The organism is Aquitalea palustris (assembly GCF_003693445.1).
GTDB classification, from domain to species: domain Bacteria; phylum Pseudomonadota; class Gammaproteobacteria; order Burkholderiales; family Chromobacteriaceae; genus Aquitalea; species Aquitalea palustris.
On the sequence record NZ_RFAR01000021.1, the window covers coordinates 73412 to 92194 of the forward strand.

An 18783-nucleotide genomic window follows, 5' to 3' on the forward strand; every position below is an offset into this window, starting at 1 on the left:
AGGCGAGGCATGAACAACAGGCGAGAAGGTGTAGCTGAAATGAGAGCCAGATAAAGGCTGGTGCGCAGATTGGCAAGCCGCACACCATGACAGGCCTTGGCTGCAAGACAAGGGAGATGAAATGTGGACAACCATAAAAAAGCCCTCCCACAAGGGGAGGGTCTAACAGGGTATCGGGGAAGTGTAAGTACCGGAAGCTGAGGGCATCCGGTCATACAGCGCCTGGATCCATACCAAGAACCAAGCACAGACGCATCCTATCGCTTTGCCCATGGCATTGACTATGGGTGAATTTACTTAGCAGACATATCGCGCATTATCTTGAGAATATTCTCAGCAGAAGTCTCGCGGCGGATCACTTCAAAAAAACTGGCGGCCTCGGGATAGGTCTTCTTCAACTGCCCCAGCCACTGCTTGAGCCGGGCAGGCGGATAGCGCGACTCGCCTGCCTCTGCCACGCATTGCTGATAGAAGTCGAGCAAGCACTCCATCAGCAGTGGCCAGGCCATGGGCGTGGCCGACTGGTCGGTAGCGATACGGCGCGCCAGATCCGGCGCCGCAATCAGGCCGCGCCCGATCATGACACGGTCACAGCCGCTTTGTGCCCGGATGGCGTGGTAATCCGCCACGGTCCATACCTCGCCATTGGCGATCACCGGCACACTGACGTGTTCGCGGATACGGGCAATCCAGTCCCAGTGCGCCGGCGGCTTGTAGCCTTCCAGCTTGGTCCTGGCATGTACCACCAGCTCGGCTGCCCCTGCACTGGCCAGCGCCTGGGCACACTCCAGCGCCAGACTCTTGTCTTCGTAGCCCAGCCGCATCTTTGCAGTTACCGGAATCGCCCCCGGCACAGCCGCCCTTACCTGGCTGACAATGCGGTGGAGCAGTTCCGGCTCGGTCAGCAATACCGCGCCGCCGCGATGGCGGTTTACCGTCGGTGCCGGACAGCCGAAATTCAGGTCGACTCCAGGTGCACCAAGGCCAGCCACTTTGGCGGCGTTTTCTGCCAGGCATGCCGGGTCAGACCCCAATAACTGCACCCGCACCGTGGTACCGGCCCGCGTCTTGCCACCATGCAGCAATTCAGGCGCCAGCCGGTGAAAAGTACGCGTCGGCAGCAATACATTGGTGACACGGACAAACTCGGTTACGCACAAGTCGATACCGCCCAGACGGGTCAGTACATCCCGCATGATCGGGTCGACCAGACCCTCCATCGGCGCCAGCATCAGATTCATGGCTTAACCTGCTGAAAAAAGGGCGCTATTGTAACGGAATCACTGCACCGGAGCGAATGCATGACCTTGAAAATCTCCCCCCTGGCACCGCACCAAGCCGCCAGCTGCCTGCCGCTATTCCAGGCTTATCTGGCCTTTTATCATGTAGAGCAGGCTGCTGCCGATTGCCTGGCCTTTCTCGAAGCCCGGCTGAGTCATCACGAAGCGCGGCTGTGGCTGGCCGAGGATGCCGGTGTTGCGGTGGGTTTTGCCCTGATGTACCCGGGATTCAATTCCCTGACGCTCAAGCCCAGCTGGCTGCTGCACGACCTCTATGTTGCCCCGGAATACCGTGGCAGCGGTGTCAGCAAGCAATTGCTGCAAGTGTGTCAGGCTCATGTTCTGGCGCTGGGTGGCGGCGACATCATGCTGCAAACTGCCCATGACAACAGCAAGGCGCAACGACTGTATGAACGCAACGGTTTCGTACTCGACACCGACTTCCGGGTTTACTACTGGGATGGCAAGGAGAGTTGACCGGGCGGCTGCACCCGGCCATGCTGGCGAGCAGTTTTGACTGCAAGGAGCACGCAATGGACATCCCGCGCGGCATCTATCGCCACTATCGTGGCAATCTGTACGAGGTACTGGGTCTGGGTCTGCATTCGGAAACGCATGAGCCGATGGTGGCCTACCGCGCCCTGTATGGCGAGTATCAACTGTGGACACGCCCGGCCGGCATGTTTCTGGAAACCGTGATCCACGAAGGCGAAAGCCGGCCACGCTTCGCCCCGGTCAAGCTGTTCTAGACTACTGGCCCATGCACATTTACCGTACCGACCAGTTTCCCCTGCCCTTGCCTGCCGGTCATCGTTTTCCCGCGCAAAAGTACCGGATGCTGACCGAGGCCGTGGCCGGCTTCGCCGCCGACTGCCTGGACACGGCAGCTGCAGCCACACCCTGGGAGCTGCAGCAAGCGCACAGCCCGGAATACATCGCCCAGGTACTGGATGGCAGCCTGCCGGCGCGCGCCTGGCGTGAAATCGGCCTGCCGTGGTCGCCACAGCTGGTGGAGCGCTCCTGTCGCTCGGTAGGTGCCACCATTGCTGCCGCCCGCTCGGCCTTGCTGCATGGCTGCGGCATCAGCCTGGCTGGCGGCACCCACCACGCCTACCGTGACAAGGGCAGTGGGTTCTGCGTATTCAACGACGTGGCGGTCGCCGCGAACCTGCTGCTGCAAGAAGGGCTGGTCCGGCGCATCCTGGTGGTCGATCTGGACGTCCATCAAGGCAATGGCACGGCTGCCATCTTTCGCGATGATGCCCGGGTATTCACCTTTTCCATGCACGGGGAAAAGAACTTTCCCTTTCGCAAGGAGGCTAGTTCACTCGACATCGACCTGCCCGATGCCACCGGCGATGATGTCTATCTCAACTTGCTGCAACAGCAGCTGCCGCTACTGCTACAGCAACATCAACCGGAACTGGTGTTTTATCTGGCCGGGGCTGACAGCTATGCTGGCGACCGGCTGGGCAAGCTGGCGCTCAGCATGACCGGACTGCAACAGCGCGACCGGCTGGTGCTGCAACAGGTCGCCAGCCATGGCGCGGCACTGGCCATTACCATGGCCGGCGGTTACGCCAACGATATTGCCGACACGGTGGCCATTCAGCGCAATACCGTGCACCTTGCCTGGCACTACCACAGCCAAGCCGGCGCACTGTAAGCACGGCCCAGCCAGACCGACCAACCATGACCACCCACGATCGCAGGAGCAAATCATGAGCAAAGCCACACTGGCCGCCGGCTGTTTCTGGTGTACCGAGAGCATTTTCCTGGCCTTGCAAGGCGTACGGCAGGTGCAGTCCGGCTATATCGGCGGCCATACCAGCAATCCGGACTACCGCAGCGTGTGCAGCGGCCAGACCGGCCACGCCGAGGCGGTGGAGATTGATTTTGACGAGCAGCTCATCAGCTTCAGCCAGCTGCTGCAGGTGTTCTTCGCCACCCACGACCCCACCACACTCAATCGCCAGGGGCATGATGTCGGCAGCCAGTACCGCTCGGCCATATTCTTTCACGACGCCGAACAGCAGCGTATTGCCAGCGACTACATGGCTGCCCTCGATCAGCAACAGATCTTCCCCGCCCCCATCGTCACCACCCTGGAAGCCGCCAGCCACTTTTATCCGGCCGAAGACTATCATCAGCGCTATTTCGAGCTGCACGGTCACGAAGCCTATTGCCAGGCGGTGATCCTGCCCAAGCAAATGAAAATGCGCCGGCAGTTTGCCCAATGGCTGAAAAGTAACTGAAACAAGCCATGGCCGGCGTGAAACCGGCCACAGGCAGCCCGGCCGCCACAGGCTGCCGCAGCAGGCCGGGCCGCTATCAAATTAGCGTTACGCGGCCCTTGCTGCTACAGTCGACAGCTGCATTGCCATGACTGGCCAATACACCACAACATCATGCCAGCCCAGCCCACTTCCACCTCACAACCATCCAGCCTGCTGCACAAACACCTGAAGCTGCTGCGGGAAGCCGACCGCCGCCACAAATGGCTGCTGGCCGGCTTGTATTTGCTGCTCTGCGCCCTACTGGGCCTGTTGCTGGTGCACGAAGCCATGCAGCGTCAGCAACAGGCACTGGATAGCCTGACCAGCCAATTACAGGCCGATATCAACGCGCACATGCAACTGGCGCTGGCCTCGCTGGACCACGCCAGCACGCTGCAGCCACAGCAAGCAGCCGACCCCACCCCTGAGCTGCGCGATTTCGCTGGCCTCGCCACCGCCCGCCAGCCGTTTATCGACTATCTGGGCTGGCAGCCACGCATCCGCGCCGAGCAGCGTGCCCGCTTCGAACAACAGCAAAGCCAGCAGCGCGGGCAGGTCTTTGCCATCCGCGACTACTGGCTCACTCGCAACACCGCGGGCCAGGACAGCGGCAACTACGTGCCGGCACCACCGCGCCATGACTACCTGCCGCTGCTGATGCAAGAACCTTCGCCGCCGGCAGCGCTGCGTGCCATGCAAGGACTGGACCTGCTGCACGATCCGGCAGTTGGTCCGACTTTGCAGCAAGCTGTCAGCCAGGGCTCGGTGCAATTCAGTCCGCCCTTCCGCATCGGCCAGCACTGGCACCTGCTCTTGCTGCAGGCCCGCTACAGTACCCGTCCGCCCTCGCCCAACCCGCTGGTGCGCAGCGAGCAGTTGCAAGGCGTATTGCTGATCAGCCTGCAACTGGATGGCCTGCTGGCGGCTTCCACCGCAAAATACGACGGCTTGCAACTTAGCCTGCTCAGCCCCGATGGCAACGCTAGCCCATTGCTGGCCAGCGGCCCGGCTGCTGACGACAACCATCTGCTGCCACTGCAAAGCGCCCGGCTGCCAGCCGCGCTGCCTGTCGACGGCTACCGCCTGCAACTGGCACAGCCACTGGCATGGCAGCAACTATCCCTGCCCCTGCTGGCCGTGGGCCTGACCGCCAATACCTTGCTGTGCTACCTGTTATGGCTGCTGGCGGCCCAGCAGCAGCGCCAGCGCAATATCCGTCGCCGCGCCATGGATCACCTGCACCGCGAACGCGAACATGCCAGCGTTACCCTGCAAGCCATTGCCGATGCGGTAGTCACCTTCGATACCGCCTTTCGCATCCAGTACCTCAATCCATCGGCAAGCATGCTGCTGGGACCAGGCCATCACAGCGTCATCGGCAAGAATGTGCGCCAGCTGCTGCGTCTGGGACAAGAATTTGCCCGTCCCGGCAGCAGCGACCCCTTCACCCAGGCCATGCAGATTCGTGACAGCGTCTACCTGCCGGACAGCAGCTATCTGACCCGCAGCTCGGGCGAAAAATTACTGGTGGAAGGCAGCGTGTCACCGGTATTCGACCAGCAAGCGCGGCTACTGGGTGCCGTGCTCACCCTGCGCGATACGGCCCCGCGCCGTCAGCACATGCTGGCCGCACTGGAAGCCAGCGAGCGCCGCCTGCGCCAGCACGAACAAGAGCTGGCGCGCGTGGCGCGCATCAATACCATGGGTGAAATGGCCTCCGGCATCGCCCATGAAATCAATCAGCCGCTGTCGGCCATTGTCAGCTACTGCCAGGCCAGCCTCAGCCTGCTGCAGGAAGAAGACCCCGACCTGCCGCTGGTGTGCCGCGCCATGCAGAACGCCGCCCACCAGGCACAGCGTGCCGGCCAGGTTATCCAGCGCCTGCGCGAATTCGTCAGCAAGCGCAATCAGCACCAGAGCCTGCTGGACCCGAACCAGACCGTCAGCAATGCCCTCGCCTTGCTGGAATACGAGCTGCAAAGCCACGATATTCATCTGGAACAGTATTTTTCCGACAAGCTCTCTGCCGTTTATGCTGATAACATTCAGCTGGAGCAGGTGATTTTGAACATATTGCGCAACGCCATCGATGCCATGGAAAGCGTCCATCCCTGGGGCCGACTCATCATCAGCACCGAGCAGGATGCGACACGAGTGCGTATCATGATCGCCGATAACGGCCCCGGCATAGCCGCAGCAGTGCAAGACCAGATATTCGACCCCTTCTTCAGCACCAAACCCAACGGAATGGGGCTGGGACTGGCCATCTGCCAGACGGCCATCGACAATATGGGAGGCCAGATCCTGGCCAGCAACCGCCCATCGGGCGGCGCGCAATTCGTGATCGACCTCCCGGCACTTACCACATTGACAGCACAGCCTGTAGCAGGAGAACAAGTTTCATGAAGTACATGATGCCAACCGTTTTCATCGTGGATGACGATCCGGCCGTGCGCGACTCGCTGGCCTTGCTGATCATGGCCCAGGGCATGCGCACGGTGACTTTCGCCAGTGCCATGGAGTTTCTCGACAGCTATACCGAAGGCGAAATCGGCTGCATGGTGCTGGACATCCGCATGCCGCAGATTACCGGCCTGGCGCTGCAGGAAAAACTGGTGGAACGCGGCGTCACCATTCCCATCGTGTTCATTACCGGCCATGGCGACATCGAACAGTGCCGCCGGGCATTCCAGTCTGGTGCCATCGACTTCCTGACCAAGCCCATCGACCAGAACCGCCTGATCGACAGCCTGCGCAAGGGCATTCGCATGAGCATTCACCAGCAGCAGCAGGAAGAAGAAACCCAGGAAGTCATGCAATTGCTGGACCGCATCAGCGGCCGCGAGCGCGAAGTGCTGGAACTGGTAGCCGACGGCATGTCCAGCAAGGAAATCGCCCGCCAGCTGGACCTGTCGCCGCGCACCATCGAGGTACATCGCGCCAATCTGTTCAGCAAGCTGGGGGTGGATTCGCTGGCCGACCTCATTCGCTTCTACCTCAAGGCACTCGAAGCCACCGGCAAAAAACGCAGCGACGAGTCTTTTTTGAACGAAACGACCGCAAGGCAGTAGAATCGCCCACATGGAACGACTGTTCAAACACGTCTGCCTGGTGGCACGACATAGCAAACCTCAAGTGGTGGAGTCGCTGCGCACGCTGGCCGACCACCTGGCCGCAGCCGGCATCACCGTGTTCGTCGACAAGGAAAGCGCCACGCCGGCCGAAGCCGGCCCGCACCTGCTGATCGAACGCAGCGACATGGGCAAGCTGGCTGATCTGGTCATCGTACTGGGCGGCGACGGCACCATGCTCTCCATCGCCCGCGTGCTGGCCCCCTACCGCGTACCGCTGGTGGGCATCAACCAGGGCCGACTTGGCTTCATGACCGACATCCCGCGCCATGAAATGCTGGAAGCCATCGACGCCATCCTCGCCGGCCACTTTGTCCCGGAAAACCGCATCCTGCTGCAGGCCTCGCTCATCCGCGAAGATGCCGAAGTGGCCAATGCACTGGCTTTCAACGACATCGTGTTCAGCCGTGGCGCGGTAGGCTCGATGATCGAATTCGAAGTCTTCATCGACAACCAGTTCGTCTACAGCCAACGCTCGGACGGGCTGATTGTTTCCACGCCAACCGGCTCCACTGCCTATTCACTGGCTGCCGGCGGCCCCATCCTGCACCCTACGCTGCAGGCCATTGCCCTGGTGCCCATCTGCCCGCAATCGCTGAACAACCGGCCCATCGCCGTTAACGACTCCTGCGAAGTGGAATTCATGCTGACCCGCGGACTGGACGCCCGCGTGCACTTCGATGGCCAATCGCATTGCGACCTGATGGAAATGGACCGCGTGCTGATCCGCCGCTACCGCAACCCGCTGCGCATCCTGCATCCGGTGGGTTACAACTACTACGACATGCTGCGCCACAAGCTTCACTGGGGCGAGCGACTGCTCTGACACGCACACACCATGCTGCTATCCCTACTGGTCAAAGATTTCGTCATCGTTGACAGCATCGCGCTGGACTTTGCCCCCGGCTTCACCGTACTCACCGGGGAAACCGGTGCCGGCAAATCCATCCTGCTGGATGCCCTCGGCCTGCTGCTGGGCGACCGCGCCGAAGGCTCACTGGTGCGCGAAGGTGCCGAAAAGGCAGAAATCAGCGCCGAATTCGACAGCCGGCAACGGCCAGAGATCAAGGTCTGGCTGCAAGAAAACGCCCTGTCCGGCGACGACGACATCGTGCTCATCCGCCGCGTACTGGATAAATCCGGTCGCTCACGCAGCTTTATCAACGGCCAGCCGGCCACGCTGTCCCAGCTCAAACAGTTGGGCGAGTTTCTGGTCGACATCCACGGCCAGCATGCGCACCAGTCGCTGGTAAAGAGCGAAGCCCAGCGCGAACTACTGGACGCCTATGCCGGCAGCAGCTCGCTGGCGCGCGAAGTGCACCAGGCCTGGCAGGAATGGCAAGCCGCGCGCAAGGCACGCAGCGATGCCGACAAGCTGTCACGTGAATCCGAAGTGGAACGCGAACGGCTCACCTGGCAGATCAACGAACTGACCGAACTCGGCCTGCAACAGGACGAATGGGCCGGCCTCAACCAGAGCCACTCGCGCCTGGCCAATGCCGCCGAGCTGGTACAAAGCGCCCAGTACGCCGTGGACACCCTGTCCGAGATGGAGGGCAACTGCCTGTCCGTGCTCACCCAGGTACAAAGCCGACTGAGCAAGCTGGCCAACCTCGACCCGCGCCTGGCCGACACCCTGTCGCTGCTGGATTCGGTCGACGCCGAACTGCGCGAAGTGGTGTACAGCCTGCGCGACTACGCCAGCGATATCGACGAAGACCCCGGCCAGCTGCAACAAGTGGAAAGCCGCATCGACAGCCTGATGAGCATGGCGCGCAAATACCGCGTACAGCCGCAGGAACTGCCGCTCAAGCTGGAAGACTGGCAAGCCCAGCTGGCCGCACTGGAAGCCTCCACCGACAGCGAAGCCCTGGCCCTGGCCGAAACTGCTAGCCTGTCGCGCTACCGCACCCTGGCCGAAGCCCTGTCCGGCAAACGTCGCCAGGCCGCCAGCGAACTGTCCGCCCGCATCAGCAAGGAAATGCAGCAACTGGCGATGAGCAGCGCCCGCTTCGCCATCGAACTGGCCGCACTGGCCGAACCCGGTGCCCACGGCCTGGAATCCATCGAATACCTGGTGGCCGCCAATGCCGGCACCAGCCTGCGTCCGCTGGCCAAGGTAGCCTCGGGCGGCGAACTGTCGCGCATCAGCCTGGCCATGCAAGTGGTGATCAGCCAAGTAGCCAGCGTGCCGACGCTGATATTCGACGAAGTGGACGTGGGGATTGGCGGCCGCGTGGCGGAAGTCATCGGCCACATGCTCAAGCAGCTGGGCCAGCGCTATCAGGTACTGTGCATCACCCACCTGCCGCAGGTGGCCTCCTGCGGCGAGCAGCACTGGCAGGTCAGCAAGCGCGAAGAGAAAAAGCGCGTGGTCAGCCGCATCACCCCGCTGGAGCACGAACAGCGCGTGCTGGAAATCGCCCGCATGCTGGGCGGCGCCGAACTCACCCAGACCACCCGCCAGCATGCCGCAGAAATGCTGGAAATGAACCGTGCAACCCCCTAGCCAAATGGGCTGAGTACGGTTATGATTGCGTCCTCTTTGCCAACGGCGCCAAGCGCCGATGACATGGACACTGCGGAGGTTTGGGTGAGTGGTTTAAACCAGCAGTCTTGAAAACTGTTGAGTCGGCTCCAAAAGCCTTGCAGAATAAGGGTTTCAGAGAATCGTTTCCGCAACTTGCGGAAATCATTTCCGCAACCCGCCAAGTTTTAGGAAGTGTGGCCGAGTGGTTTAAGGCACTTGTCTTGAAAACAAGCGACGGCTAATACCCGTCCGTGAGTTCGAATCTCACCACTTCCGCCAACATAGAAAACGGCCCCAATCGGGGCCGTTTTCTTTTCCGCTACCGCCCCTCACTTGGTCGGCAGCACAGTCTCGCCGACGCGCTGATAAACCGTTTTAGTGATCTGTTTATCGGTGTGGCCCAGCAACTTGCTGGCGTGGGCAAGGTCGGTCTCGCTCGCTGCCTTCGGCCTGATGTCGCGGAACTGGAACTCCCTGATCCGCTTTGCCAGTGCCATATCCCCCGCCTTCTCAGCTGCCTTTGCTGCGGTGTCTCTGGCATCATCAAAACGAGTACGCAGCGTCCATTGGTTCAGCGCGGCCCCGGCCGGCGTGGCCACGATGCACATACTGGTCAACTTGGTATCGCGAGCGCGCGCCCGGATACGATCAATCAACTGGCCCAACATCGTGCGACCAGTGTCCGGATCGTCCAGCAGGATGCGCAGCTTCTTACCTGACGATTTTTGTGTCTTATTTGGCTTTACTTCCAGTGCACCGTCCCGGATGTCGGAATAGCGCATTTTCAAAACGTCTGCGGGGCGCTGGCCGGTCAGGTAGTTCAAGTCCATGGCATCCCGCAATTCCACGCAGGCCGCACCGTAGACCGCATCCCATACGGCAGCATCTGCATAGAAATCCCTCGGTGTTTCCTTGTTCTTGCGCACGCCCTTCACCGGGTTTTCGCGAGCGGTATACCCCCACTCCCTGGCCATGTTGAATACATGGGAGAACAGCGTAATTTCGCGATTGGCGCGCACCGGAGCGACAGCACCGCGCTTGTCGCGGTACTGGGCAATGAACTGCGGCGTGATGGCATCGATCGGAGCGCCGTCAAAGACTTTGCGCAACTTGCCGAGGCACCCCAAATTCTCCCGCTGAGTGGACACGGCCTTTGTTGGCAGAATCTCACGCTCGTACCGGTCGAAGATGTAGCGCATCAGGCCGGTCTCCGGCGGCCGGTCTTGACACTCAAGCTCCGCCCACTTGCGCTTTGCTTCGTTCAGATCGTGGCCAAGCGGAATCTCGATCCGACGCCCGGAAGCGTCGCGGCCATTGTAAAAATAGGACTCCCACACCTTGCCGCTCTTCATGGTGCGCACGCGGCGCAGCATCCTGGGCGGCAAATCACGGTGGGTCGACTTGGGTCGCATAGGACTTACCCCAGTGCAGTAAAGTCAGGCTGCCAGCTTTGTTGCACCCCACCATTGCCAGCAGTGGGTTTCACCCCAGCCAGGCGCATGCGTGCATACCAGCGGCCAACAATGGGTCGCCCCGCCGCATTCACGACGTAGGCCCACCCGTTCTTATCAAGCCATTCGCGCTGACTTGCGATGTGCTTGTATCCCGTCACCTCGACCAGCTCATCGGCCGTAAGCAGTTCCGTTGTGCTCATGTGTGCTCCTACGGCGTCTTGATGCAGGGAGACAGGCAAGCCCCGGCGAGGGCATCCCCCACCCCATCAGGCTGCGGGGCGGCGGCGAGCATGGCGCGGTATGACGTTTTCAGAAGAGGATCAATTTCAATATCCTTCCTGAAATTCACATGGGCAGAGTCCAGCATTCCGCGCGTCGGCTCCTTCGGCACCAGCTTCCACCCCTCCGGCACCGCCACCCGCTGCGGGGATGGCTGGGCGGCGAGGCAGGCTTCAAGCTCGACTTTGTCAGATTCATCACCGAAAAAACGCGCTACGGGAATCGGCATTCCAAAGGATTGGTCATCCTCCCGGCTGATGTAGCAAATTTCATCGCCGCGTAAAAAAAGCTTCCGTTGCTCAGTCATGGTTGGTGCTCCATTGGTTGGTACGGCATGAGGGCGCTGTAACCTTCATCGTTCCATTGATCTACGACCTCCTGTAGCTGCGAAATCTGCACCCACGGCGTTCTGTATTCACAATCCTTGCAGCCGACACGGTATGGACTGTCAGCTCCTTGCCCCTTGCGAAAATCCTTGCGCTCAACTCTTGCTTTACCGGCGCAGCGAGGGCAATACCGCAATCTGTATTTGACGTCAGCCATCCATCACTCCTTCCCGGCTGCGGCGAGGGCGGCTTCCAAGCGAATTGCAGCGGTGCTGTAATTGGCAGAGCGCATATCCTCGCGGGCTTGTCTCAACAAATCCACCAGCTGATTGACCGGCGCGGGGCTGACGTGCTCGGTCAGCACGTAGTCAACAAATGGGCCGGAATCTGCAATGCCGTGGCTTCCGTCATAGCCATCATCTGGCACCGGTACTTGTTTGGTAGTGCCAAGCACTACACCCCAGTACACGTTTTCCACTTCATCCGGCCAGCCATCAGCTGCATCCTCACGGTAGCTATCGATGCTGTCTTGTGCTGCTTGCTTGGCTTCCGCTTTGGTGTTGTATGTTTCAAAACCGTTGTCAGGTTCGTATGCGAAGAATTTACACGCCACCGCCTCGCCGTCCGGGGCGGGTTGCTGGGCCTCGTGCAGCGTCGGCAGCCCGCACTTAGGGCACGGATATTCACCATACTGGCCAATATCAATCTGCCCGCATTTCTTGCAAGCCTCCCCACTCCCAGCCGGGGCGTTACAGGCTTGGCAATTGGCAAGATTTTCCAGTGCAATAAAATTGGCGTCATCCATTTCTCCGCCATCCCCCACCCCATCAGGCTGCGGGACTGTGGGCCGATACTCAACGCACGCAGTGACGGTATCGAAGCCGTCCAACGGGCAGGTCTTGTTGTATCGCTGGCAGGTCGGGCACAGATGGGCATCACCATCAGGTTGCAGGGCGGCAATCGAGCAAGCGTAAAGCTTGGTGCCGTAGTCAAGAGCACTGTGGTTTAGGATCTTCAGGCGACCTTGCTGGTCGATTTCTGCCACCACTACCATCGTCTTGTCGCAAGCAGCCTGAGCTGCGTCCCAACCGATTCGCATACTGTCCACCCATAATGTCAAATAGTGACCATCTCGCTTGGCTAATACTTTGTCCATGTAGGCGTATCCATGCTCTTTAGCCACTTGCAGAACCGCTGCCTCAAACGCCTGATCTTTCATTTCAGTCCCCTCGCTTTCATGGCTTCCAGCAGGATGTCCTGCACCTGGCGCTTGGTCTGCAAGCGGTCGAGGATCAGGTCATCGACGGTGTCGTCGGCCAAGATGTAATGGATAAATACCGGTCGGTCGTGGCCGGCCTGCAGCTGGCGGGTCGGCCCAACGCGTTCGATAATTTGCTGGTGCTCTTCCAGGTTCCAGTTGACCGAGAAGAACGCCAGGATGTTGCCGCCGTCCTGCAGGTTCAGGCCGTGGCCTGCGGATGCCGGATGTGCAAAGAGAAGCGGAATACGGCCCGCGTTCCAGTCTCGAATCGTTCCAGGATCAGCATCCAGTTGCCGACCTTTAGGGAAAGCCCTTTGGAGCCGGGCGAGGTCGGATTTGAAGTGGTAGGCCACCAGTACTGGCATGCCGGCCGCTTCTTCCACAATCTCTTCAAGTGCTGCAATTTTTTCATCGTGAATCACTTTCCATTCAACTGCGTCTTCGCCCACGTAGGCCGCGCCATTCGCGATCTGCAGGCACTTCATTGTTTTGGCCGCTGCGCCGAAGGCTTCGATCTCTTCGCCCTCGATCTCCATGAACATGGTTTTCTCCATGTCCCGGTACAGCTCACGCGCGGCCGGAGGTAACTGCACCCTGATGGTGTTGACCACCGGCTCGCGCAAATCAAAATAGTCACGACCATCGACGGTCAGGCAGATGTCGCGCAGCCTGTCCTGAATCTCGCCCTGGGCATGCGGCATCGGCTGGAGCTGAACGGCATGCGGATCGCTACCAACGCGTAGCTGCTGGAACCAGCGGTCAGTGAAGGCATTGAAGGTGCGCCCAAGCCGGACGCCCTTGTCCAGGAACCAGGCCTGCCCCCACAGATCCACCAGCCCGTTTGGACTGGGCGTGCCGGTCAGCTCGATAAAGCGATCGACCTTCACGTGCGCCACAGTGGCCAGGGCTTTGGCCCTGAGCGTGCCCTGCCGCAGCCGGAAGCCCTTGAGTTTGGTCGACTCGTCTACCACCACAGTCTTGAAGGGCCACGCGTCCTTCAGTGCTTCCACCAACCACGGCAGGTTTTCGAAGTTGATGGTGTAGATGTGCGCCTTGGTATTCAGGGCGGCCTTGCGCTCGATTGCGGTACCGGTCACGGCCTTCACCTTCAGATGCTGCAGGTGATCCCACTTGCTGGCCTCATCAGGCCAGGTGGATCTGGCCACGCGTAACGGGGCGACAACCAAAGCCGGGAAGGCGTCCTCTACCAAATCAAGGATGTCCAGGGCGGTCAGGGTGCTGACTGTCTTGCCGAGACCCATCCCGGCCCAGACGCCGCAGCGCTGGTTGGTCAGAATGTAGTCGATGATGACGTCCTGGTATGGGCGCGGAGTGAAGGCTTGGCTCACCGCAGCACCTCGTCTACGCGCTCAAAACTGTCCACCACCTCGACACGCTGGCCAAGGTTGCGCATGCGCTTGTGCTCGCGCAGCTGGTGGGGCTTGGGGACAACGCCCGGGGCTTTCAGCTCTACCCAGATGCAATGGCCGGGCAGCATGATGTAACGGTCAGGCGCACCGTTGCGGCCGATCCAGCGCACTTTCCGGCACTCGCCGCCAAGGCGCTTCACTTCGTCTACCAGGTAGTTTTCGATATCGGATTCGCGCATGGTCAGTCCTTTCTGTAGCGGTAGTCTTCGAAGCCAGCCGCTGCCAATGGCAAGCCGGTGGCCCATTCCGGGTTCGTGGCCATCAGATCGGCCAGGTGCTCAGCGTTGTAAAACTCGTTGTCAGGGGCTTCGGTGATGTTCTCGTCGTGTACCGAGAGCACGATGTCGTAACCCGCTTGCTCGATGGCCGGCATGTTGGCCCCGAGAATGTCCCGGCTTGCCGCTTGGGTGACGTTCTCCACCAGCTTGCCGCCGTAGGTCTTGAGCCGGCCCCACTTGCGGCTGTACTGGTTGATGCCAAGGTAGGAAAGCTTGCCGTCGTCTACCTGCGGGCCTGGGTAGCAGAGGTTGCGACCGGATGGCAGCGCTACGCGGAGCCACATGGAAACGCGCTGGACCTTCAGGCGGCGCACTTTGAAAACCTGACCGGGCGTAGCCGTGGCCATAACGGCGGCCGTTTCCAGCTCTTTCCAGAAGGCGGTGGTTTCAGGATGTGCATAGCGCCACAGACGCTTGAGGGAATCGCACACAACCCAGGCTTTGTCAGTCAGGCCGAAAGTCGGTCGACGATTGAGCTTCGTCCACGCCAGCGCGCTGTTGGATTCGTTGATGATCGCCTGTGGGATGGCAGGCATCGCAAGGTCGGCCATCTCCTCGAGGTCGATGTTGTAAGCTGCGGCGAAGGTGAGGAACGCGCCGACACCACCTTCATACCCCAGCGCCAATTCCATGACCTTGCCGATCTGGCGCATGGCCTTGTCGACGTCCTCCGGCCGGATACCGAACGCCTTGGCGTAAGCCAGCTTGTACAGGTCATGACCGATACCCTTGTCGTAATCCGCAAAGGCATTGAGCTTCCACTGTTCGCCCGCCAACCACGCGAGCATGCGGCCTTCAATGTTGGACAAGTCGGCCACCACCAGCTTCTTTTCCGGGGGTGCGATGATGCAGCCACGGATGGCGCTGCTAGTCAGCTCCATGACGTTGGTCGGGGCGACCAGGTCGGCGCAGCCAGCCTTGATTGCGCCAATGCCCATATCGATCTCGTCCTGGCCCAGCACTGGGCGCGGCAAGTTCTGAGGCTGAAACAGACGACCAGCCCAGCGGCCGGTACGGCTGGCGCCATTGAACTGCAGCGTGCCGCGCAGACGTCCGTCTTTGCTGACGCCCTTGAGCAAGGTCTTGTACTTGCTGGTGCTGGTGGTGCTGGCTTGCATGCGGATGGCCAGCAGCTCGCGCAGCTCGGGCGGTAGGTCTGGGTCGGTAATGCGGCGCTCGAGGGTGCTCTGCTGCAGGTCTGGCAGCTCAACACCATAGGCTTCGAGCATGTGCCGCAGCATGGCATCGCGCTTGGTGGCCGACTCTACGGCACCACCAGTCAGCTGCTTAGTACGGGCGGCAAGCTTCTTCTGTGCGCCATTGACCGCATGGATTGCGCCCTGGGCGAGGTCGAGGTCAACAAGAAAACCGCGATCATTGATCCGCTGATCAAGGTGCCACAAGGCCAGTTCATCGCCTTGGTAATTCCACTTTGGCAGTTTGGCCGCCAGTACACGCATGGCTTCGATATCAGAGGCCGCGTAGCTGACGAACCGTGCCCAGTCGTCCGGATGGGTGGCACTGGTGGCGCGGCTGATCTTGCTGTTGGCCGGGCGGGGTTTGCAGAACAGCTGGATCAAGCCCTTGCCGGCCTTGTCCTTAGCCTTGTCAGTGGGCAGACGGTATATCTCGCACAAGTCACTCAAGCTGCCGGGCAACGAGTGGGCCAGCGCCTGGACCATGGTGTCACGCCAGCGGCCGCGATTCTCGGCAGCGGCCTTGGCCGCTTTGCAGGGTGCCGCGTGACGCAGGACAGTGCGGTCGAACTGGGAGTTATGGGCGTAGATCAGTACCTCTGGATCTTCTAGCGCTTCGTACAGGTCGATCGGAACGTGCACGACGTGCTTATTCTGGGTGCAGTCCCACACTTTCACCGGCCCGTCGCCAATTGCGTAGGCAAACAACATGACTTCTGCGCTTTCAGCGTAAGCGTGGGTGCCGTGGGTAATCGGCACTTCGCAGTATGTTTCCAGGTCCAGATATAGAGGGGGCTTCATCTTATTCTTTCTCGGTGTCTTTCCTTCCGAATGCCCTCGGCGTGAGCCAAGGGCATAGAGCAGGATCAGATGGGCATTTCGTCCGTACCCACGATTTCCAGCTTGCGCTTGAAAGGGGGCTGGGCTGACGGCGCGGCGCTCAGGTCGATGGTGGTCTTGCCGACCTCCTGCAGGCTGGCGTGAATCGCATTCAGCGCCGTGGCTCCAATGTGCTGGGCCGGGCTGAATTCGACCTGGTCAGGGGTGCAGCGCGGTTCGTCCTGCAGCAGCACGGATACGGTGCCATCCGGCTCGTCGCGGATCATGATGAGAATGAGCGCCATGGTTAAACCAACGCCTCCTCTTCCACCGCGTCGAACTCGTCTTCGGTAGCCGCACCGCCACCGGCGAAGGCATCGCCGTCGCGCAGGAACTGGACACCGCGCAGGCTGGCGTTGATGCGCTTGCCGTAGTTGTTGTCCTGGGCCCACAGCTCAACGGACGCATTCACGTAGCAGCCGGCATAAGGCTTGCCATCGGACGGCAGCAGCGGCGAGCGGTCCTTGTCGATGACCAGGGGGCGGGTCTTGTTGCGGGACGACACGAAGTGGTTGCCCGGAAAACCGGCGTAGTCGGCTTTGGTATCGCCGTCATGCAAGGCGGTGCGGTCCTTGGCCATGATTTCCTTCTTCACGGCAGGCCATTTGGCACCCCACTTGTCTTTGCCGATGGTCTCGAAGGCCGCTTCCAGTTCCGCAATGGCCGGATGGTCCGGGGTCATCAGGAACACGGCGGAGAATGCGGGTTCACCTTCACCGTTTACGGTCTTGGCTTCGAACAGGGCCGGGAAGGCCAGGCGTACGTCATTCAGCTTGATTTTCATTTTCGTAATCCTCGGTTTTGAAGAAGGTCGGGTACTGCTGCTTAATCCGGGTGGTGGTGGTGTCAATCGCCTTCTGCCGCTTACCCGGATCGCTTGCAGACGGCTCGGTTTTCGCTGCTCGCATCAAAGCGAGTTGCGCTTCAAGGGGTAGCAGCAGATGGTTCATACGAGGCTTTCTTCCGTAACGTCCTCGAATTCATCCACTGTCGGCGTGATCACCAGCGCGGGGCGCTTGTCCGATTCAGGCGCCACAGAGGGCTTGCCGTCGGCTTGGGTGATCAAGGCCTGCAGCTTGGGCCACTGGCGCGGGCCAATCGTCCCTGCCTTGTGGAGCTTCTCGGCAGTGGTCGGGCTGATCAGGGTGAAGTCGTACATTTCCTCGGTTTTCAGGCGCATGCCCTTGAGGGTGGTCTCCACCTCGACCGGGTCACCCCACTTGCGGGAACCACGACGCCCTTCCACCAGCTTGAAGCCCGGCACCGCGTGACCGGCGAACAGCTCGGCTTCAGCCTTGGCGCGGACGGCCTTGCAGAAGTCCTCGATCAGATCCACTGCGCTCAGCAGGTTACCCAGGGTGGCGTTGTCGTATTGACGCTGGGCGGAGCCCGCCAGCTGCGGCGCGATGGGTTGCGAGACGTCAACAAAGTCGTCGGCCACCGTGTCGAGAACGTGCTTGGTCAGCGCTGGGCAAGTCGCCTTGGCGCGGCACCAGCGGCAGCCCTTTTCAGACGGGAACAGGTCTTCAGCCCTCACGTCGTCAGGTGTCTTGCCGACAAACTGAATGGCGATGGCACTGCGAGAGCGGACGCTACGGATGAACTTGGTCAGATCCTGGCCTTCACCGCCGCGATCAACGGGCAAATCCCATTCGCTGACGTGGTTCAGCCGCGGCTGGTGGATGACCATGCGTACCGACTGAATGTCGTGGATAAGGGAGAGCTCTTCGTACGCCGCAGCGGCGTAGATCCCGAGCTGCTCATTTCCTACCGCGTCGACCTTCACGCCACGGCCGTATTTCAAATCGCAGATGATCAGCTCAGTACCCAGGATCACTACCGCGTCACTGGTGCCCGCAGCGCCCTGCTCTCCGGTCAGAGATTCGATCGGGAGACGCTGCTCGACCATCAGCTCGCCGCCCAGGGCGCGAACGTAATCGACGTACTGCTGTACGAAGCCAGCCATCTCGGCATCGACCTGGTGGGTCTTGTCTTCACCAAAACTGATGTCCATACCAACGAAGCGCTCGGCCTCGCAATCCGACGTCAGGCAAAGTTCAGCCAGCGCGTGGGCTGCACTGCCTTCGTCGGCAAACTCGCTACCTTGGTCGGGGTACTGAGCGTGGAGCGCGACACTTCCTGCGCAGTGCAGCCAGCGCGATGCGCTAGAGGGGGAAAGTTGTGCGTGGGCCATGACTTAGACCTCCTTGAATTCGCCGGTGGCGGTCAGTACGTACCAGGTGTCGGGCTCGATGCCGTTTTCACCCACCTTGCTGGCGCGAATGTGGACCAGAGAGCCGTCGTCCTCATCGCGGTAGCAAACAACAATTGCGCCGCCCTCACTGGCACGGGCGCGTCCTTCGATACCGAAAGAACCTGCAACGGAGGCTTTGCCACTTACCTCGGCCGCCGACCGGTTGCCGGCGTTGGTTGCCGCCGAGTAGTCGCCGGTGTTGGTTGCCG

At 60.7% G+C, this 18783-nt stretch carries 21 protein-coding genes and 1 tRNA gene; 9 read left to right on the forward strand and 13 right to left on the reverse strand.

Annotation, left to right across the window (positions count from 1 at the left end; all coding sequences use genetic code 11):
- Positions 1-293: 293 nt before the first annotated feature.
- Complete coding sequence (locus EAY64_RS06330; RefSeq protein ID WP_103523937.1) at positions 294-1241, reverse strand: tRNA dihydrouridine synthase; 948 nt, start codon at positions 1239-1241, stop codon at positions 294-296.
- 60 nt (positions 1242-1301) lie between these two features.
- Here EAY64_RS06330 and EAY64_RS06335 point away from each other — a divergent pair, with 60 nt between their 5' ends.
- The 9 genes from EAY64_RS06335 to EAY64_RS06375 all read left to right on the forward strand — a co-directional run bounded on the left by EAY64_RS06335 (position 1302) and on the right by EAY64_RS06375 (position 9496).
- Complete coding sequence (locus EAY64_RS06335) at positions 1302-1757, forward strand: GNAT family N-acetyltransferase (protein WP_103523938.1); 456 nt, start codon at positions 1302-1304, stop codon at positions 1755-1757.
- A gap of 56 nt (positions 1758-1813) precedes the next feature.
- Positions 1814-2029, forward strand: a complete 216-nt coding sequence (locus EAY64_RS06340; RefSeq protein WP_103523958.1) for a DUF1653 domain-containing protein — start codon at positions 1814-1816, stop codon at positions 2027-2029.
- An 11-nt stretch (positions 2030-2040) separates the two neighbouring features.
- Positions 2041-2946, forward strand: coding sequence for a histone deacetylase family protein (locus EAY64_RS06345; RefSeq protein ID WP_103523939.1), 906 nt, complete (start codon positions 2041-2043; stop codon positions 2944-2946).
- 55 nt (positions 2947-3001) lie between these two features.
- A complete protein-coding gene (msrA, locus tag EAY64_RS06350) occupies positions 3002-3535 on the forward strand; it encodes a peptide-methionine (S)-S-oxide reductase MsrA (protein ID WP_103523940.1) in 534 nt (177 codons plus the stop codon).
- Positions 3536-3688: 153 nt separating this feature from the next.
- Entirely contained in the window at positions 3689-5962 is a 2274-nt protein-coding gene (locus EAY64_RS06355) for an ATP-binding protein (protein WP_103523941.1), read from the forward strand.
- On the forward strand, positions 5959-6627 hold the full coding sequence (locus EAY64_RS06360) for a response regulator transcription factor (RefSeq protein ID WP_103523942.1): 669 nt from the start codon (positions 5959-5961) through the stop codon (positions 6625-6627). Before EAY64_RS06355 ends, EAY64_RS06360 begins: the two co-directional genes overlap by 4 nt.
- Positions 6628-6637: 10 nt before the next feature.
- A complete protein-coding gene (locus EAY64_RS06365) occupies positions 6638-7513 on the forward strand; it encodes an NAD kinase (RefSeq protein WP_059285503.1) in 876 nt (291 codons plus the stop codon).
- Between the two features lie 12 nt (positions 7514-7525).
- On the forward strand, positions 7526-9196 hold the full coding sequence (gene recN / locus EAY64_RS06370) for a DNA repair protein RecN (protein WP_103523943.1): 1671 nt from the start codon (positions 7526-7528) through the stop codon (positions 9194-9196).
- Between the two features lie 209 nt (positions 9197-9405).
- Positions 9406-9496, forward strand: a tRNA-Ser gene (locus EAY64_RS06375).
- A 50-nt stretch (positions 9497-9546) separates the two neighbouring features.
- On the opposite strand, the gene EAY64_RS06380 is transcribed toward EAY64_RS06375, so the two are convergent.
- The 12 genes from EAY64_RS06380 to EAY64_RS06440 all read right to left on the reverse strand — a co-directional run.
- Entirely contained in the window at positions 9547-10569 is a 1023-nt protein-coding gene (locus tag EAY64_RS06380) for a tyrosine-type recombinase/integrase (protein WP_324255848.1), read from the reverse strand.
- Between the two features lie 65 nt (positions 10570-10634).
- Positions 10635-10871 carry a DUF4224 domain-containing protein gene (locus EAY64_RS06385; protein WP_103523945.1) on the reverse strand — a complete coding sequence of 79 codons (237 nt, stop codon included), beginning with the start codon at positions 10869-10871 and terminating at the stop codon, positions 10635-10637.
- A gap of 8 nt (positions 10872-10879) precedes the next feature.
- Positions 10880-11257: a hypothetical protein gene (locus EAY64_RS06390; RefSeq protein ID WP_103523946.1), complete on the reverse strand. Its 378-nt coding sequence runs from the start codon at positions 11255-11257 to the stop codon at positions 10880-10882.
- Positions 11258-11496: 239 nt separating this feature from the next.
- Positions 11497-12495 carry a hypothetical protein gene (locus EAY64_RS06400; protein ID WP_103523948.1) on the reverse strand — a complete coding sequence of 333 codons (999 nt, stop codon included), beginning with the start codon at positions 12493-12495 and terminating at the stop codon, positions 11497-11499.
- Positions 12492-13886 (reverse strand): SNF2-related protein, encoded by a 1395-nt coding sequence (locus EAY64_RS06405; protein WP_199734396.1) that lies wholly within the window; start codon positions 13884-13886, stop codon positions 12492-12494. The genes EAY64_RS06400 and EAY64_RS06405 overlap by 4 nt, the downstream gene beginning before the upstream one ends.
- Complete coding sequence (locus EAY64_RS06410; RefSeq protein WP_103523949.1) at positions 13883-14146, reverse strand: PDDEXK family nuclease; 264 nt, start codon at positions 14144-14146, stop codon at positions 13883-13885. The genes EAY64_RS06405 and EAY64_RS06410 overlap by 4 nt, the downstream gene beginning before the upstream one ends.
- Before the next feature lie 2 nt (positions 14147-14148).
- The gene (locus EAY64_RS06415) at positions 14149-16242 is read right to left on the reverse strand and encodes a DNA polymerase (protein ID WP_103523950.1); all 2094 of its coding nucleotides are present in this window, start codon (positions 16240-16242) and stop codon (positions 14149-14151) included.
- 65 nt (positions 16243-16307) lie between these two features.
- The gene (locus tag EAY64_RS06420) at positions 16308-16565 is read right to left on the reverse strand and encodes a hypothetical protein (protein WP_103523951.1); all 258 of its coding nucleotides are present in this window, start codon (positions 16563-16565) and stop codon (positions 16308-16310) included.
- Between the two features lie 2 nt (positions 16566-16567).
- Positions 16568-17104: a DUF2815 family protein gene (locus EAY64_RS06425; protein WP_103523952.1), complete on the reverse strand. Its 537-nt coding sequence runs from the start codon at positions 17102-17104 to the stop codon at positions 16568-16570.
- Positions 17085-17270, reverse strand: coding sequence for a hypothetical protein (locus EAY64_RS06430; protein WP_103523953.1), 186 nt, complete (start codon positions 17268-17270; stop codon positions 17085-17087). Before EAY64_RS06430 ends, EAY64_RS06425 begins: the two co-directional genes overlap by 20 nt.
- The gene (locus EAY64_RS06435; protein WP_103523954.1) at positions 17267-18514 is read right to left on the reverse strand and encodes a DUF2800 domain-containing protein; all 1248 of its coding nucleotides are present in this window, start codon (positions 18512-18514) and stop codon (positions 17267-17269) included. Before EAY64_RS06435 ends, EAY64_RS06430 begins: the two co-directional genes overlap by 4 nt.
- A gap of 3 nt (positions 18515-18517) precedes the next feature.
- A partial coding sequence (locus EAY64_RS06440; protein WP_199734397.1) for a hypothetical protein occupies positions 18518-18783 on the reverse strand: 266 nt, incomplete at its 5' end.

Bases quoted from the DNA above. Each gene is read 5' to 3' on its own strand.
- EAY64_RS06425 (WP_103523952.1), bottom strand. From the start codon at position 17,104: ATGAAAATCAAGCTGAATGACGTACGCCTGGCCTTCCCGGCCCTGTTC.
- EAY64_RS06385 (WP_103523945.1), bottom strand. From the start codon at position 10,871: ATGAGCACAACGGAACTGCTTACGGCCGATGAGCTGGTCGAGGTGACG.
- EAY64_RS06355 (WP_103523941.1), top strand. From the start codon at position 3,689: ATGCCAGCCCAGCCCACTTCCACCTCACAACCATCCAGCCTGCTGCAC.
- EAY64_RS06360 (WP_103523942.1), top strand. From the start codon at position 5,959: ATGAAGTACATGATGCCAACCGTTTTCATCGTGGATGACGATCCGGCC.
- EAY64_RS06345 (WP_103523939.1), top strand. From the start codon at position 2,041: ATGCACATTTACCGTACCGACCAGTTTCCCCTGCCCTTGCCTGCCGGT.
- EAY64_RS06340 (WP_103523958.1), top strand. From the start codon at position 1,814: ATGGACATCCCGCGCGGCATCTATCGCCACTATCGTGGCAATCTGTAC.
- EAY64_RS06380 (WP_324255848.1), bottom strand. From the start codon at position 10,569: ATGAAGAGCGGCAAGGTGTGGGAGTCCTATTTTTACAATGGCCGCGAC.
- EAY64_RS06335 (WP_103523938.1), top strand. From the start codon at position 1,302: ATGACCTTGAAAATCTCCCCCCTGGCACCGCACCAAGCCGCCAGCTGC.
- EAY64_RS06430 (WP_103523953.1), bottom strand. From the start codon at position 17,270: ATGAACCATCTGCTGCTACCCCTTGAAGCGCAACTCGCTTTGATGCGA.
- recN (WP_103523943.1), top strand. From the start codon at position 7,526: ATGCTGCTATCCCTACTGGTCAAAGATTTCGTCATCGTTGACAGCATC.
- EAY64_RS06435 (WP_103523954.1), bottom strand. From the start codon at position 18,514: ATGGCCCACGCACAACTTTCCCCCTCTAGCGCATCGCGCTGGCTGCAC.
- EAY64_RS06365 (WP_059285503.1), top strand. From the start codon at position 6,638: ATGGAACGACTGTTCAAACACGTCTGCCTGGTGGCACGACATAGCAAA.
- EAY64_RS06410 (WP_103523949.1), bottom strand. From the start codon at position 14,146: ATGCGCGAATCCGATATCGAAAACTACCTGGTAGACGAAGTGAAGCGC.
- EAY64_RS06330 (WP_103523937.1), bottom strand. From the start codon at position 1,241: ATGAATCTGATGCTGGCGCCGATGGAGGGTCTGGTCGACCCGATCATG.
- EAY64_RS06420 (WP_103523951.1), bottom strand. From the start codon at position 16,565: ATGGCGCTCATTCTCATCATGATCCGCGACGAGCCGGATGGCACCGTA.
- EAY64_RS06415 (WP_103523950.1), bottom strand. From the start codon at position 16,242: ATGAAGCCCCCTCTATATCTGGACCTGGAAACATACTGCGAAGTGCCG.
- msrA (WP_103523940.1), top strand. From the start codon at position 3,002: ATGAGCAAAGCCACACTGGCCGCCGGCTGTTTCTGGTGTACCGAGAGC.
- EAY64_RS06400 (WP_103523948.1), bottom strand. From the start codon at position 12,495: ATGAAAGATCAGGCGTTTGAGGCAGCGGTTCTGCAAGTGGCTAAAGAG.
- EAY64_RS06390 (WP_103523946.1), bottom strand. From the start codon at position 11,257: ATGACTGAGCAACGGAAGCTTTTTTTACGCGGCGATGAAATTTGCTAC.